The organism is Stenotrophomonas sp. HMSC10F06 (assembly GCF_001807865.1).
Taxonomy (GTDB): domain Bacteria; phylum Pseudomonadota; class Gammaproteobacteria; order Xanthomonadales; family Xanthomonadaceae; genus Stenotrophomonas; species Stenotrophomonas bentonitica_A.
The window spans coordinates 45,014-60,319 of record NZ_KV791306.1 but is presented as its reverse complement, the minus strand read 5'-3'; the positions used below and the strand labels follow the sequence as shown (position 1 = coordinate 60,319).

Sequence of the window (15,306 nt, the reverse complement as noted above, 5' to 3'; positions counted from 1 at the left end):
GCGCGGGCGCCTTACGGGCTGGTGGTCTTCTGCTGCATGGCGATGGTGACGATGCCTTCGTAGGTACCGCCCTTGGTGATCGGTGCCTGGTTGGTCTGCGCGATACGCAGCGGCATCGGGATCGATGCGCCCTCCAGTGCGCCGTCGAACAGGTCGGACGCGGCGAAGTCCTGCGCGGCCACGGTCAGCGCCTTGCCGTTGAGGCTGACAGTCAGCGGCACCGGGGCACCGCTGCCATCGGTATTGAGCAGCTGCGGAGCGCTGCCGACGCGCACTTCGATGTCCTTGTCGTCATCGTTGGAGTAGATACGCACCTGCTGGGTCCACGGCACCAGACCGGTGACCGGGTTGTGGACCATGTTGACCACCGAATCCAGCGCGGTGCCATCGGCCTTGAGCAGGGCCAGGGTCGGATCGACATTGGCCCAGACCTTGATGTCGGCGTCGAAAGCATTGGCGGACAGGGAGACAGCGGCCAGCGCAGTGGCCAATGAGAGCTTCTTTAGCAGAGTCATTGCGTTCTATCCTTGCGAAGTGATGGAGGAGACTGACCGCAGCGAGAGATGCCGAAGACCGGCAACCGCGGGCAGGACGCAACACTAAAGATGCAAGCTGCAGCGCACCATGCAACAACTTGATAAAAACAGGATGTGTGCATCGCGTGCTGGTCGTTAAGACTTGCGGGATGGCGTCCGCCGGCCAAGCGGCAGATTTCCGATCGACGCCAACGAACAACGCTCACCGCCGGGACCTCCCCCCGGCGACAACCCGACCGACTGTGCGTAATCAAGCAGCGCATAGTCCGAGTGGAGGCCCAGGCGACGCATAGCGGCGCCCTTCTGCCGGCTGATGGTACTTATCGTCCGCCGATGGATGTCGGCGACATCCTTGACACTCAGGCCGTGTGCGAGAAGCCGGACCACCTCTGACTCACGGGCGGTGAGCCCAGCACCACGCTGCACTTTGCACCTCAGGCGCTGCTCCAGCACCGGCGCGAAGTAGCGCTCACCTGCGAGCGCGGCGTCGACCGCCTCGATCAGCACCGGCAGCGCGCTGGTCTTGTCCAGGATGCCGCTAACGCCGAGCTTGGCTACTGCACGAAGAATCTGCTCGTTGCTGAAGGCGGTGATTACCAAGATGGGCAGCCCGGGATAGTCGCGGCAAATCGCAGCGAGCATGCGCACGCCATCCGGGCGACGGCTCCATGGCATTGACAGGTCGGTGATGAGCAGTTCGCAGGCGCGGGTGGCGAGCAACTCCTCCAGCTGCTCGGGATCGGCCGCTTCGCCGATGACCTCGAAGCGCGGGTCTCGCGAGAGGATCGATTGAAGCCCGGTTCGCACGACCGGGTGGTCGTCCGCAATCACTATGCGTTTCATGACGTTGCCTCGAGAAGGGAATCTGCACAGACGCGTCGATCTGCTCTTCCGCTTCCCCAAGCGACGAGCACGCATCCGTACTGCCTGCTAAAACGCAGGCACGAAGCTGCAGCACCGTATCAGCTTCAGTGTCTACGCGGCTGATCGGCACCTTAAGCGAGGCGACGGCCGATTCTCTATGAACCAACTTGCATAAATTGGTTTCTGCGCGCTCTATCGCAGTTGGCGCGGCGCAGGCTGTTGGCCCTGTTGATCGGTGTGATTGGATCGAATCACCCGGTCTGAATTACCCGCGGAGTGTGGCGCCGCCATCCACGTAAACGTCGCTCATGGCAATGTGCCCCGCCTGGTCGGAGAGAAGAAACATGACGGCGTACACAATGTCATCCGGGCGAGCGAGTTTCTGTAGGGGAATCCCGGCCTTGTATGTCTCCAGACTCCCTTGGATCACACGTTCTGCGCCCTGCTCGTCTGCCCACATGCCCGTCTGCATCGGCGTCAGGGTCGACCCCGGGGCGACGATATTGCAGCGGATGCCAAGCGGTGCGAGCTCCAGGCCAAGGCATCGGGTGAACATGGTCGAGGCAGCCTTGGAGGCCGCATAGGCGGCCATGCCGTGGCGCGGTACCCCAGCCGCGTTGGAGCTGACCGTGACCAGGGCGCCTTTTCGACGCGGCGACATCACCCGTGCCAGCGCACGGGAAACATGGAACACGCCGTCCGTATTCACCGCGAAGACCCTGCGCCATTGCGCATCGTCCGTCTCGGCGACGGTACCCGTCTGCAGTACCCCGGCGACGTTGATGCCGAAGCCGATCGCGCCGATCTCCGCTTCGATCCAGCCAACCAGTGCATCCACGGCAGCCGAGTCGGTCACATCCAGCGCGTTGGCGTAGGCCTTGGGCTGCCCTGCCTCATCCGCGATGACCGGTGCCACCACATCGGTGGCGATCACGGTGCAGCCGCTCTGGCGCAGCTGTTTGACCAGGGCCGCGCCAATGCCACCCCCGGCGCCGGTCACCAACGCGATGGTGTTGTTGAAGCCGGTGAGTTTCATACGGGCATCTTGAGGCGGCGGTCCCATTGCTGGAGCCGGTGATTGAGATGAGGGGCGAGCTGGGCGACCGCGTCGCGCCCGGTCAGTTCGGCATGCAGGAACGGAAGTTCGAGCGCCTCAAGGTGAACGGCGTAAGGCTGCCACAGCCGCGACTGCAGCTGCGGCCGGGCAAGATGGTCGCGCCCGGCGCGGACGTGCAGCAATGGACCGTCGAAGTGGCGGTGATGGTGGGCGCGGATCAACCGGTTGGTGCCAGTGACCGCCCGCACCACGCCATCAAGCACCGTATCCGGCAAATTGCCCAGCGCGCTGTCGCCACGACGCAGGAAGCTGAGGATGCGCTCGCGGGTGTCCAGCTCGGGATGGGCATCGGGATCGTGCCCGGCGATGGCGAGCAGCGCCCGCACTGCCGCGATGGGGTCCGGCTCCGGCTCAGCCCGCCAGCACTCGCTGGGGTAGGCATCCAGCAGCGCAAGCAGGCCGACGTCGCGGCCGCGCGCACGCAGGTGGACCGCCATCGCCTGCGCCAGAATGCCGCCCACCGACCAGCCCAGCAGATGCACCGGGCCCGGCGTGTTCAACGCCAGGATCCGGTCCACATAGCTGGCAGCCAGGGCATCGATGGTCGTGGGCATGGGCTGCTCCAGATCCAGGGCGGGCGATTGCAGCCCATGCACGTCGCGGGCGGGTGCCAGCGCACGCGCGAGGTCGCGATAGTTCCAGGCGATGCCTCCCGCGGGATGGATGACGAACAGCGGTGGTAGCGCGGCATCGCCGGTGGCCAGCTGGATCAGTGGCGCGAGGCCATGATCGGTCGCGGCCGGTGGCGCATCGATGCGCGCCGCCAGACCGGCGACCGTTGGTGCAGCGAACACCGTGCCCAGGCCCAGATCGCAGCGCCAGCGCTGCTGGATCGCCAGCAGGAGGTGAACCGCGCTCAGCGAGTCACCGCCAAGTGTGAAGAAGTCGGCCTCGATGCCGATGGGGCCCTGGATGCCGAGCGCCTGCGCGAACAAGGCAGCAACTTCGCGCTCGGTGCTGGTCCGGGGTGCGACACCTTCCGTGCATGCCTGTGCGGGGGCCGGCAAGGCATTTTGGTCCAGTTTGCCGTTGGCTGTCACCGGCCAGTGATCGATGGCGACGAAGGCGGACGGCACCATGTAGTCCGGCAGCGTTTTGACCAGGTGCTCGCGCAGCGCCGCTGCATCGGGCGCGCCGATGGGCACATAGGCCACCAGCCGGCGCTCGCCTGGGCGGTCCTCGCGCAGGAGCACCTCGGCCCGGGTGATGCCGGGCGCGGTACGCAGCGCGGCATCGATGTCCCCAAGTTCGATGCGCAGGCCACGCAGCTTGACCTGGTGGTCGCTTCGGCCCAGATACTCCACTGCGCCATCGTCGCGCCAGCGCGCCACATCGCCGGTGCGATAGAGGCGACCGCCGTTGACAAACGGATCGGGCAGGAATCGTTCGGCGGTGAGGTCGTCGCGCCCCAGGTATCCACGGGCCAACTGCACGCCGCCGAGGTAGAGGTCGCCCGCCACGCCCGGGGGCAATGGCTGCATGCCCGCATCGAGGATGTACAAGCGGGTGTTCCATACCGGATGGCCGATCGGCACCGGGCGCGACGCGTCGTCCGCGCTGGCCGGCCAGAAGCTGACATCCACCGCGGCCTCGGTCGGGCCGTAGAGATTGTGCAGCTCGGCGTGCACGCGTGCATGGAAGCGGTCGCGCAGATCGGCATCGAGTGCTTCGCCACTGGTGAACACGCGGCGCAGCTGCAGACCGTGGGATGCCGGTGCCGCGAGGAAGGCCTCCAGCATGGACGGCACGAAATGCAGGGTGGTGATGCCCTGCGCGCGGATCAGCGCGGCCAACAGGAGCGGATCGCGATGCGCCTCGGGTGGCGCGACCACCAGGGTGGCACCGGTGATCAGTGGCAGGAAAAACTCCCACACCGAGACATCGAAGGTGGCCGGTGTCTTCTGCAGGATGCGGTCGTCCGGCGCGATACCGTAGTGGACGCGCATCCATTCCAGGCGATTGACGATGGCGCGGTGCTCGATCAGCACGCCCTTGGGTTCGCCGGTGGAGCCCGAGGTGTAGATGACGTAAGCCGCGTCGCCCGGCGCCGGCTGGGTAGCCAGGCGGGTGTCGGTGGCCTGCGACCACGCCGCGGGGCTGAGGACAGGCGCAGCACCGAACCGGTGGCGATCCTCGGGCAGTGCCAGCACGCACACGGGCGCGGCAGACTGCAGGATGCGCGCGATGCGCGCGTCAGGATGAGCAAGGTCCACCGGCAGGTAGGCACCGCCAGCGCGCTGGATGGCGACCAAGGCGACGATCAGCTCCAGTGACCTGGGCAGCGCGACGACCACGCGCGATTCGCGGCCCACGCCCTGCGACTGCAGCTGCACCGCCAAAGCCCGGCTGCGCTGTTCGAGCTCGCCAAAGGACAGGTTCGCCTCGCCGAAGACGACGGCGATGGCGTCGGGCGTCTGCGCCATGCGCGCGGTGATCAGCTCCACCAGGCTGACATCCGGCGCCGGATGATCGGTGGCGTTGACGTCGTACAGATAGCGCTGCTGTTCCGCTGGCGTGGCCAGTGGCACCGTGCTGAGCGCCTCACCCGCGGCCTGAGCATCCAGCGCGGCCGCGATGAAGTGCAGCAGGCGCGCGGCGTGCCCCTCGATCTGGGCGGGCGTATACAGCGCGGGGTTCGCCTCGATTTCCAGATCCAGCACGGCCGTGCCATCGCCCCGGAAGCCCAGGGTCACATCGTCCACCGGACCGGTGCACAGCACCTCCAGCGACGCCTCCACACCAGACAACTGCAGCGGCCGGTAGAACGGCTGCACATTGACCAGCGGGCCGTGCAGACGCCGCTGGCCGCCGATCAGGCCGAGGTCACGGCGCAGCTGCTCGCCACGGTAGCGGCCATGTCGGCGGCCGCGCATCAGGCGCAGGGCCACCTCGCGGACCAGATCATCGACGCTGCCCTGCGTGGCCGCCAGCCGCAGCGGCAGCACATTCATCACCATCGCCGGCACGCGCGCGGAGACGCTGCCCAGCCGACCCATGAAGGGCACGCCGATGATGGCCTCGGCTTCGCCACTGATGCGGCGGGAGTATTCGGCGGACAGCGCGGTCAAGACATCCGGCCACGGTTGGCCGATCCGCGTGGCTGCCTCCAATACATGCTGGCGCAGTGCTGGTGCCATCGGCGTCACGAAGCGGATCGCATCCGGAGCGGCCGGGGCGATGCCTGCGCCAAGGCCTGCGGCCGCCGGTGCAGCGGCCATGGCGTCCTTCCAGTACGCGGCATCGCGGACGCGGCGCTCGCCGTCACGATACTGTGCATCTTCGTCCAGCACCGGCAGCAGTGGCGCCAGCGTGCCGTCGTCGTGGGCCTGCGCATATCGCGTGCAGACCCGCTCGGAGAACAACGCCATGCCATAGCCATCGGCGGCAAGGTGATGCACGCGCAGGTACCAGACGTACCGGCGGGGACCCAGCACGAACAGCCGCTGCTGGCTGAGTCGGTCGCGCGCGGGATCGACCGGCGTCAGGCGGTCACGCTGCATGGCAGCCTGCGCCGCCTGCTGCGGGTTGGCATGCGAGGACAGATCAACCACTTCCAGCCGCGGACGATGCTGCGCGTCGATCCACTGCACCGGTGTGCCCTGCCCGCCCTCGGCGATGCGCAGCGACAGTGCCTGCGCTTCGAGCGCAGCACCGTCCGCGGCGCGTGTGAAGGCGGGGACATCCAGCGCCCCCTCGATCCACACCGCGTGTGCGGTATTGAAGGCCGGGTTGTCCGGCGCAAGACGCTGTGCATACCACAGGCCTGCCTGGGCCTCGGTCAGGCCGCGCGCCTGTGGCCACGCCGCGTCGGGCACCGCACTGGCATTCATGCGTCGGCCGTGCCCCGGTTCTGCAGGCGCTGCACCACGCTCCACCAGCCGCCAAGGGTGGCGTGCTCGGCCAGATGGCCAAACTCCAGCGCAATGCCGGTGTTGCCCCAGGCCAGCACCAGCCCGAGCACCCGCATCGAATCCAACCCCAGGTCCATCAGGTTCTCATCGTTGCCGATGTCCTCCGGCGCTTCGCCAAGCATCTCGGCGACATCGGCGCGCATGCGCTCCAGGGTGAGTGCGGTCATGCGAGCGTCTCCAGCAGGTGATCGGTGGTCATCGGGATGCCGCAGGTACGGGCGATCCAATGCAGGGCCAGGTCGTGGTCGGCGCGCGAGAAATCGGCGACGGCATCGGCAGCGATGAAGCTCTCGATGTCGCGCTGGAAGCCTTCGGCCACGGTGGCGGTGCAGCCGATGTGCGCATAGACACCGGTGACCAGCAACTGGTCGCGTCCACGGGCGCGCATCATCGTTTCCAGGTTGCTGCGCTGGAAGGCGCTGTAGCGGTGTTTGACCAGCACATGGTCGCCCGGCTGCGGTGCCACCGCCTCGATGATGGCTTCGTGCTCGTCGGTTGCGGACATGCCCGGGCCCCACAGATCCGCCTGCAGGCCGCGATCGCAGCGGTCCTGGTGGCCGCGCTGGGCGGTATAGAACACCGGCATGCCACGCGCACGGCAATGCGCGAGCAGGCGCGCGATGTTGGCCACGGCGGGGGCCAGCGGTGCGGTGTCCGGCGCGAACGCGGCCAGGAAGTACCGCTGCATGTCATGTACCAGCAGCGCCAGGCGCTCGCTCTGCGGCTGCCAGGCGCCGCGCGCGGTGGGAAGCTCGGCCTGGGTCGGCAGGGGGTACGGTTGGATCGTTGGCAGCGCCATCAGCGCGTTTCTCCTGTCTGTTGCATGAAACGTTCGCGCAGCTGGGCACGCAGCTCGCGGCGGCTGATCTTGCCGACCGCCGTGGTGCCGAAGGCATCGACGAACACGATCTGGTCCGGCACCTTGAACGCGGCCAGGCCGCGGCTGCGCACCCAGGCCTTGAGGCTGGCGGCCTTGGTCGGCTCGCCCTGGGCAATGATGAAGGCGCAGCTGCGCTCGCCAAGGTACGCGTCGGGAATCGAGACCACGGCCGCATCGAACACGCTGGGGTGCGCGAGCAGATGGTCTTCGATTTCTTCGGCGGAAATCTTCTCGCCGGCCCGGTTGATGTGATCGCTGGCCCTGCCCTGCACGACCAGATAACCGCCGGGCAGGCGCTGCACCATGTCGCCGGTACGGTAGAAACCGTCCTCGGTGAAGGCGCGCGCATTGGCCGCCGGGTCGTTGTGGTAGCAGCGGATGGTGTACGGGCCGCGGGTGAGCAGATGCCCGGTCTCACCTTCTGCGACGGGATGACCGTGGTCGTCGACCACCAGCACTTCATCGTCCTCGCTGATCGGGCGGCCCTGCGTGGAGACGATGATCTCTTCGCTGTCGTGCAGACGGGTGTAGTTGACCAGGCCCTCGGCCATGCCGAATACCTGCTGCAGCGTGCAGCCCAGCCCGGCGATCACCCGGCGCGCCGCTTCCGGCACCAGCTTGGCGCCGCCAACCTGCACGACCTGCAGGCTGGAGAGATCGTGGGTGGTCGTGGCAGCGGCCTGCGCCCACAGCAGCGCCAGCGGCGGAACCAGGCCAACACAGGTGACCCGCTCGCGCGCGATCAAGCCGAACGCGGTCTCCGGGCCCGCACCCGGGCTGAGCACTACCTTGCCACCGGCGTAGAGGGTGCCGAAGAACCCCGGCGAGCTCATTGGGAAGTTGTGCGCGGCGGGTAATGCGACCAGGTACACACTGTCCCGGGTGATGCCACAGATCGGGTTGCTGGCGCGGAACGAATACAGATAGTCATCGTGCGTGCGCGGGATCAGCTTGGACAGGCCGGTGCTGCCCCCGGAGATCTGCAGGAACGCGACCGCCTGCGGATCCGGATCGGGCGGCAGCTGTTCAACATCCCCGGCCAGCGACGCCAGCGTAGTGAACGCCGCGGCGTCACCGGCGATGATGATGTGCTGCACGTCAGGCACCTGCGCCTGCAGTTCGCGGGCCAGGGTGCGGTAATCGAACCCATCGTAGCTGGAAGCCGTGACATAGGCACTGGCCTCGGCCTTGCGGGCAAAGTGTGCGACCTCGGTGATGCGGTGCGCGGGCAAGGCATAGACGGGGATAAGGCCGGCACGGAAAAGCCCGCAGACCACGGTCACGAATTCGGGCACGTTGCCGAGTTGGACCACGACCCGGTCGCCCGGGATCAGGCCCTGCGCGAGCAGTCCGGCTGCGATGCGACCCGCCTCCTGCCACAGCTGGGCATAGGTGAGGCGCGTATCGCCGCCGACCACCGCGATATCACCGGCGAAGCGCTCGGCGCGTTCGCGCAGGAAGCCCGGAAAGGTCTCGCCGCGCCAATGGCCGGCCGCGCGATAGCGCGAGACCAGGGCCGGCGGCCATACCTGGCGCAGCGGCACCCGGGAAGAAGAGAAGGATGTGTTCATGGACAGCTCCCGCACATCAGAAAGGACGAACGTCACGGACGCCGAGCGCGGTCAGCAGGGCCATGAACTTGGCAGCCGTTTCGGCCACCTCGAGATCGGGCTGGGACTCGGCGACGATGCCGGCACCGGCATACAGGCGCACTTCGGTGCCCTGCACGCGAGCGCAGCGGATCGCCACGTACCAGTCGCCATCACCTTGGGCATCGGTCCAGCCGACAGCGCCGGCATAAAAGCCCCGCGCGACCGGCTCGGCCTGGCGGATCAGCTCCAGCGCGGGCTGGCGCGGCGTGCCGCAGACCGCCGGGGTGGGATGCAGCAGCGCGACCAAGGCAGCCGAGGACACCGCAGCATCCTTCAGCGTGCCGTGGATGCGGGTACCGAGATGCCACATGGTGGCAGTGGCGTGCAGCGTCGGCCGTGGTTGTGCCTCGACCTGATGGCAGAGCGGCGCGAGCGCGGCCACGATGGCCTCGACCACATGGCGGTGCTCGTCATGGTCCTTGGCCGAGGCCAGCAGCGTTTCCGCGGCACGTGCATCCTCGGCAGGGTCGGCCGAACGACGGGCCGAGCCGGCCAGCGGATGCGACAGCACGCGGTCACCGCGCTTGGAGACAAGCAGCTCCGGGGTGGCGCCGACCAGCCAGGCCGGGGCGTTGCCGCGTCCCGCGGGCACTGGTACCACGTACGTCGCCACGCTCGGGTCTTTGCCCAGGCGCGCGGCAAGTACGCGCGGATGCAGCGGCTGCGCGGTGGTGACCCGCAGGCTGCGTGCCAGGACGACTTTTTCCAACGGGCTGTCGCTGCGCTGCAGCTCCGTGACAGCAGTTGCTACTGCCTGCGCGTACGCCTCCGCAGACGGTTCGGCGAGCACATCACCGACCAGCGTCGGCGTTTCCACACGGACCACTGTGGGCTGGCCGGAGACCTGATCCGGCTGATACAGCGCATGGCCCTGCTCCGGATCAAACGGCACCGCGCCCACCAGCAGGCGCGGGCCGGAGCGCGGTGCGGCAAAGAACGTGGCCACGCGATCGGCCAGCGTGGCGGTGGCGCCGGACGGCAGCCGCGCACGCACACCCTGCGCTTCCATCGCCTGCTGAGGGCTGCGCAGCAGGAAATACGGCGCGTCAGCCGTGTCGAGCGTGGCGGTGTCGGCCATCTCATCAGGCACGCCGGTGGCGAGCATTTCGTTCATGCCGCACCCCGCGTGCGATGCAGGGCCGCAGCGGCCGCCAGGATCAGCAGTACCGCGCCAACCAGCAGATACGGCGCGCTGGGCGACCACCGGTACAGCAGTGTGCCGATCATCGGCCCGACCACCATGCCCATGCCCTGCACCGAGGCCACGGTGCCGGCGGCGGCGCCCTGCTCGTGCGCCTCCACCGAATCGGCGGCCAGCGCCTGGAAGTTGGGGAACACGAAGCCCATCCCGAACGCCGCGACCGCATAGCTGGCCAGCAGCTGCCACGGCACGCTGACCAGCGCGACCGACGCAAAGCCGAGACCGGAGATCAGCGCGCCGACCACGATCCAGCGCGTGGGGCGGATGTCCTTGAGCTTCATCACCAGGCCCTGGGCGAAGATCAGGCCGACGCCGACCGCGGTCAGCGCCAGCCCGGCCATGCGTGCGCCATCTGCCGGCGACAGTTGAAGGCGGTCGATGGCGAAGAAGCCGACCGTGACCTGGGCGATGGTCACCGAGATCATCGCGGCGAACACGGCCAGCAACGGCAGCCGCAGGCGTGCATCGCCCAGCCCCAGCGTTGGCTTGGGGCCGCTGTGCGTCGGCGCGACCGGCGGGGTGTTCGGCAGGCGCCACCAGATCATCAACAACGACAGCAGCGGCAACAGCGCGGCCACATACAGCGTGAGGGAGAGGTTCTTGTAGGCGATCCAGCCGGCGGCGGCAGGACCCAGCACCATGCCCAGCGCATTGGCGCTGCCGAGCTTGGCCATCACGCTGCCGCGCTGCCCAGGCGCAGCCTGGTCGGCAACGATGGCTGCGGCGGTCGGTGGCACGGCGGCGTAGAACAGGCCGACCAGAGCACGCGTGCCGACCAGCACCAGCACCGAAACCCAGATGGCCGGCGGTGAAGTCAGCGCCACATCCACGAAGACCGCCAGCCCCAGATAGATCACTGCGTAAGCGGCCAGTGCGATCAGCAGCACGCGCTTGCGGCCGATGCGATCGCTGAGCGCCCCCCAACGGCGGGCGGCGAGCATCCACAACACGCCGGCCGCGGTGACCGACAGCCCGGCGTGCCATTCGGCCAGGCCCAACACCCGCACCACCGGGCCGATCACGGACACGAACGCCATCATTGCCATGGTGCCGAGCAGCGCGGCGGAAACGAGGGCGGGCAAACCGGATACGACAGGACGTGCAGACATTGAACACCACAGCCAATAAGAAGTTGAACCACGCGGTGCGCCGGGGCGCGCGCGGGTCTGCCATCCGGTTGCGAATGCATCACCGCCCTGTGATCCATCAAATGATAACGGCTCGCATTTGCGTTTGATAGTGCAGGCTGTACGGGGTGTTCATGTCGCCGGGCCCGCCGCCCCCTGCGACAAAAAAGCACTACATCTACGGTTGACGATCCACCACGACCCCACTATGTTGTGTCCATCGGCTCCCCGCTTCCGCCAGGCCCGGTGCACCGTGACGACGCCGCGTCGCAGTAGAACGCCCCGTCGTATCCCCTGACCGGCGCCTGGAAGCAAGGCCCGTTGCCACCGATGTGAGCCTCTGGCGACGTATTCCTGCACACGCAGGGCCTGCCCACCAATCACGCCTTCTGTCCGGCTGCCGCACGGCTCTGCCGCGCCGCCTGCTGGGCACTGCGCCATGCATGGAGAACGCATGAACACCGACGACACCGTCGCCTCGACCGCCACCCCACCCACCGACACCGCCCTGGATGCCGCCACCGGCGGTGAAACACTGTGGATCACCAAGGAGGGCGGCAACCGACGCATGCCCTTCGACCAGGCGCGACTGGAACGCACGGTGCACAGCGTGCATGCCGAGTTCCCGCAACTGGACGTGGCCGACTATCTGCGCAGCGTGCTCGGGCAGATCGCCCGGCGGCAGCAGCTCAGCGCCGATGAGATGGTGGACCTGCTGATCCGCGAGGCCGAATCACGCATCGACCTGACCGCGCCGGACTGGGAGCACTTCGCCGCCCGCCTCTACCTGCGGCGGCTGTACAAGCGCGCCAGCAAGAACCGCTTCTACGATGCCACGCTGAAGTACGGCTCGTACGTGGGGCTGCAGGAAAGCCTGGCCGACCGCAACGTCTACTCGATCGACATCCTCAAGGCGTATTCCAAGGATGAACTGGAGGAAGCCGGGCAGATGATCGAGCCCGAGCGCGACACGCTGTTCGCCTACAACGGGCTGTACCTGCTGGCGACCCGTTACCTGGCCACCGATCACTCGCGTGCCGTGTACGAGCTGCCGCAGGAACGCTGGCTGACCATCGCGCTGTACCTGATGCAGCACGAACACGAGCATGGCGACCGCTCGCGCCGCCGGCGCATGCTGCTGGTGCGCGAGGCCTACTGGGCGCTGTCCAACCTGTACATGACGGTGGCGACGCCGACCCTGGCCAATGCCGGCAAGGTCGGCGGCCAGCTGTCCTCGTGCTTCATCGACACGGTGGACGACAGCCTGCAGGGCATCTACGACTCCAACACCGACGTGGCGCGCGTCTCCAAGCACGGCGGTGGGGTGGGTGCGTACCTGGGCTATGTGCGCTCGGCGGGCTCGGCGATCCGCGGCGTGGCCAATTCCTCCGGCGGCGTGGTGCCGTGGATCAAGCAGCTCAACAACACTGCGGTGAGCGTGGACCAGCTCGGCCAGCGCAAGGGCGCGATCGCGGTGTACCTGGATGTCTGGCACCGCGATATCGAGGCCTTCCTCGATCTGCGCCTGAACAACGGCGACCAGCGCCTGCGCGCACACGACGTGTTCACCTCGGTGTGCCTGCCCGACCTGTTCATGGAAGCGGTGGAACGGCGCGGCGACTGGTGTCTGTTCGACCCGTATGAGGTGAAGCGGATCAAGGGCTGGTACCTGCAGGACTTCCACGATGAGCAGCGTGGACAGGGCAGCTTCCGCGAGAAGTATCAGGAGGTCGTGGCCGACGAGCGGATCAGCCGGCGCACGATCAAGGCCATCGACCTGTTCAAGCGGATCATGGTGAGCCAGCTGGAGACCGGCAATCCCTTCATGTTCTACCGGGACGAAGTGAACCGGAAGAACCCGAACAAGCATGCCGGCAGCATCTACTCCAGCAACCTGTGCACCGAGATCCTGCAGAACATGAGCCCCACCCGCATGATCCAGGAGATGATCAGCGGCGACCAGATCGTGACGACCAGACAGGCCGGCGATTTCGTGGTGTGCAACCTGTCCTCGATCAATCTGGGCCGTGCGGTCACGGCCGCACCGGACCTGCTGACCAGCGACGTGCTCGAGCGCCTCGTGCCGATCCAGGTGCGGATGCTGGACAACGTGATCGACCTCAACCAGCTGCCGGTGCCGCAGGCGACCATCACCAACCGCAAGTACCGCGCGATCGGGCTGGGTACCTTCGGCTGGCACCACCTGCTGGCCCTGCAGCAGATCGAGTGGAACTCGTCCCAGGCCGAAGACTACGCGGACAGCCTGTACGAGCGCATCAACTACCTCACCATCCAGGCCAGCATGACCCTGGCCAAGGAAAAGGGGCGCTACAGCGCGTTCGTCGGCAGCGAGTGGCAGAACGGCGAGTACTTCCGCGCCCGTGGCTATGACAACCCGGCCTGGCGCGAACTGGCCGCGCAGGTCGGCGTCAACGGCCTGCGCAATGGCTGGCTGATGGCGGTGGCCCCGAACATGAGCACCGCCCAGATCGCCGGCTCCACGGCCTCGATCGACCCGGTGTACGGCGCCTTCTACTACGAGGAGAAGAAGGACTTCCGCCGGCCGGTGGCTGCGCCGGACCTGTCGCTGGAGACCTATCCGTACTACGAGAAAGGCGCCTACCGGGTCGACCAGTTCGCCAGCATCCGCCAGAACGCCCGCCGCCAGCGCCACGTGGACCAGTCGATCAGCTTCAACCTGTACGTGCCCAGCACCATCCGCGCCAGCACCCTGCTCGCGCTGCACATGAGTGCCTGGCGCGAAGGCCTGAAGACGACCTACTACGTGCGCTCCAACGATATCGACATCGCCGAATGCGAATGGTGCGGGTAGGCGCATCGCATTCGCGCTGACGCTCCCATGGTTCGCTGTGCAAACCATGGGCCCCGCATTACAACCACCCAGACCCCCGCCGCTTCGCGCCCGCCCCCTGACTCAGGGGGCTCTGCTCCAGGACACACCCCCATGGCCATCCCCCTCGAACGCATCAAGATCCTCGAACCGCGCCACCCCAACCGCTCCACCGGCATCATCAACGGCCGCACCAGTGGCATCCTCAACTGGAACGACATCCCCTACCCGTCGTTCTACCGGGCGTACAAGGAGCTATCGACCAACTTCTGGATTCCCGACGAAGTCGACATGAAGGGTGACGCGCGCCAGTACGGCGAGCTCAATGCCCGCGAGAAGAACGCCTACGACTCGATCATCGGCCTGCTGGCCACGCTGGACTCGCCGCAGACGCGGTTCATCTACAACGTCGCCGAGTACATCACCGACCCGGCCGCGCACGCCAACGCGGCGATCATCGGCCAGCAGGAAGTGATCCACAACGAAAGCTACAGCTACGTGCTGGCCTCGATCGCCGGCCTGGCCGACCAGAACCGGGTGTTCGAGATCGCGCGTACCCACCCGACCATCCTGGCCCGCAATGCGCCGATCATGCAGTCCTACGATGACTTCATGCGCGAGAAGACCGCCGAGACGCTGATCCGCGCGTTGATCCAGTCCTCGATCCTGGAAGGCATCAACTTTTACTCGGGCTTCGCGTTCTTCTACAACCTGGTCCGCCAGAACCGCATGACCGGCACCGGCAAGATCATCAGCTTCATCAACCGCGACGAGCTGGCCCACACCAAGTTCATCAGCGAATTGATCCGCGCCATCATCGGTGAGAACCCCGCGCTGCAGGGCGAGCAGCTGACCGCCTACGTACACGAGGCCTTCGAGCACGCCATCCAGCTGGAGACGCGTTGGACCGGGGAAGTGCTCGACGGCATCGACGGCATCGATGTGGACGAGATGATCCGCTACGTGAAGTACCGCGCCAACAAGATGGCCGGCATGCTCGGGATCGAGAAGCTGTACAGCGAGACCAACGTCAACGTGATGCCGTGGATCAAGGCCTACGCCGACAACTTCACCGAAACCAAGACCGACTTCTTCGAGATGCGCAACGCCAGCTACAAGAAGACCAATTCGGACAACGGTTTCGACGATCTGTAAGGACGCATGCCG

At 67.0% G+C, this 15,306-nt stretch carries 11 protein-coding genes; 2 read left to right on the top strand and 9 right to left on the bottom strand.

Annotated features, from left to right (window positions below; translation table 11 throughout):
* Positions 1-11: 11 nt before the first annotated feature.
* From HMPREF3113_RS16280 to HMPREF3113_RS16240, 9 genes are all read right to left on the bottom strand, one after another.
* Positions 12-515, bottom strand: coding sequence for a CS1 type fimbrial major subunit (locus tag HMPREF3113_RS16280; protein ID WP_070473988.1), 504 nt, complete (start codon positions 513-515; stop codon positions 12-14).
* A 156-nt stretch (positions 516-671) separates the two neighbouring features.
* The gene (locus HMPREF3113_RS16275; RefSeq protein ID WP_167390380.1) at positions 672-1,379 is read right to left on the bottom strand and encodes a response regulator; all 708 of its coding nucleotides are present in this window, start codon (positions 1,377-1,379) and stop codon (positions 672-674) included.
* A gap of 286 nt (positions 1,380-1,665) precedes the next feature.
* Positions 1,666-2,436, bottom strand: coding sequence for a 2,3-dihydro-2,3-dihydroxybenzoate dehydrogenase (locus HMPREF3113_RS16270; protein WP_070473984.1), 771 nt, complete (start codon positions 2,434-2,436; stop codon positions 1,666-1,668).
* Positions 2,433-6,347, bottom strand: coding sequence for a non-ribosomal peptide synthetase (locus HMPREF3113_RS16265; RefSeq protein ID WP_070473982.1), 3,915 nt, complete (start codon positions 6,345-6,347; stop codon positions 2,433-2,435). The genes HMPREF3113_RS16270 and HMPREF3113_RS16265 overlap by 4 nt, the downstream gene beginning before the upstream one ends.
* On the bottom strand, positions 6,344-6,595 hold the full coding sequence (locus tag HMPREF3113_RS16260; RefSeq protein WP_070473980.1) for a phosphopantetheine-binding protein: 252 nt from the start codon (positions 6,593-6,595) through the stop codon (positions 6,344-6,346). Before HMPREF3113_RS16260 ends, HMPREF3113_RS16265 begins: the two co-directional genes overlap by 4 nt.
* Entirely contained in the window at positions 6,592-7,227 is a 636-nt protein-coding gene (locus tag HMPREF3113_RS16255) for an isochorismatase family protein (protein WP_070473978.1), read from the bottom strand. The genes HMPREF3113_RS16260 and HMPREF3113_RS16255 overlap by 4 nt, the downstream gene beginning before the upstream one ends.
* Positions 7,227-8,879 carry a (2,3-dihydroxybenzoyl)adenylate synthase gene (locus tag HMPREF3113_RS16250; RefSeq protein WP_070473976.1) on the bottom strand — a complete coding sequence of 551 codons (1,653 nt, stop codon included), beginning with the start codon at positions 8,877-8,879 and terminating at the stop codon, positions 7,227-7,229. The genes HMPREF3113_RS16255 and HMPREF3113_RS16250 overlap by 1 nt, the downstream gene beginning before the upstream one ends.
* Positions 8,880-8,895: 16 nt before the next feature.
* Positions 8,896-10,074 carry an isochorismate synthase gene (locus tag HMPREF3113_RS16245; RefSeq protein WP_070473974.1) on the bottom strand — a complete coding sequence of 393 codons (1,179 nt, stop codon included), beginning with the start codon at positions 10,072-10,074 and terminating at the stop codon, positions 8,896-8,898.
* Positions 10,071-11,270, bottom strand: coding sequence for an MFS transporter (locus HMPREF3113_RS16240; RefSeq protein WP_070473972.1), 1,200 nt, complete (start codon positions 11,268-11,270; stop codon positions 10,071-10,073). Before HMPREF3113_RS16240 ends, HMPREF3113_RS16245 begins: the two co-directional genes overlap by 4 nt.
* 472 nt (positions 11,271-11,742) lie before the next feature.
* Between HMPREF3113_RS16240 and HMPREF3113_RS16235 the strand changes: the two genes are divergently transcribed.
* A complete protein-coding gene (locus tag HMPREF3113_RS16235) occupies positions 11,743-14,121 on the top strand; it encodes a ribonucleoside-diphosphate reductase subunit alpha (protein WP_070473970.1) in 2,379 nt (792 codons plus the stop codon).
* A gap of 132 nt (positions 14,122-14,253) precedes the next feature.
* Entirely contained in the window at positions 14,254-15,294 is a 1,041-nt protein-coding gene (locus tag HMPREF3113_RS16230; protein ID WP_070425230.1) for a ribonucleotide-diphosphate reductase subunit beta, read from the top strand.
* Positions 15,295-15,306: the final 12 nt, after the last annotated feature.

Bases quoted from the DNA above. Each gene is read 5' to 3' on its own strand.
- HMPREF3113_RS16275 (WP_167390380.1), bottom strand. From the start codon at position 1,379: ATGAAACGCATAGTGATTGCGGACGACCACCCGGTCGTGCGAACCGGG.
- HMPREF3113_RS16235 (WP_070473970.1), top strand. From the start codon at position 11,743: ATGAACACCGACGACACCGTCGCCTCGACCGCCACCCCACCCACCGAC.
- HMPREF3113_RS16265 (WP_070473982.1), bottom strand. From the start codon at position 6,347: ATGAATGCCAGTGCGGTGCCCGACGCGGCGTGGCCACAGGCGCGCGGC.
- HMPREF3113_RS16280 (WP_070473988.1), bottom strand. From the start codon at position 515: ATGACTCTGCTAAAGAAGCTCTCATTGGCCACTGCGCTGGCCGCTGTC.
- HMPREF3113_RS16260 (WP_070473980.1), bottom strand. From the start codon at position 6,595: ATGACCGCACTCACCCTGGAGCGCATGCGCGCCGATGTCGCCGAGATG.
- HMPREF3113_RS16240 (WP_070473972.1), bottom strand. From the start codon at position 11,270: ATGTCTGCACGTCCTGTCGTATCCGGTTTGCCCGCCCTCGTTTCCGCC.
- HMPREF3113_RS16245 (WP_070473974.1), bottom strand. From the start codon at position 10,074: ATGAACGAAATGCTCGCCACCGGCGTGCCTGATGAGATGGCCGACACC.
- HMPREF3113_RS16255 (WP_070473978.1), bottom strand. From the start codon at position 7,227: ATGGCGCTGCCAACGATCCAACCGTACCCCCTGCCGACCCAGGCCGAG.
- HMPREF3113_RS16230 (WP_070425230.1), top strand. From the start codon at position 14,254: ATGGCCATCCCCCTCGAACGCATCAAGATCCTCGAACCGCGCCACCCC.
- HMPREF3113_RS16270 (WP_070473984.1), bottom strand. From the start codon at position 2,436: ATGAAACTCACCGGCTTCAACAACACCATCGCGTTGGTGACCGGCGCC.
- HMPREF3113_RS16250 (WP_070473976.1), bottom strand. From the start codon at position 8,879: ATGAACACATCCTTCTCTTCTTCCCGGGTGCCGCTGCGCCAGGTATGG.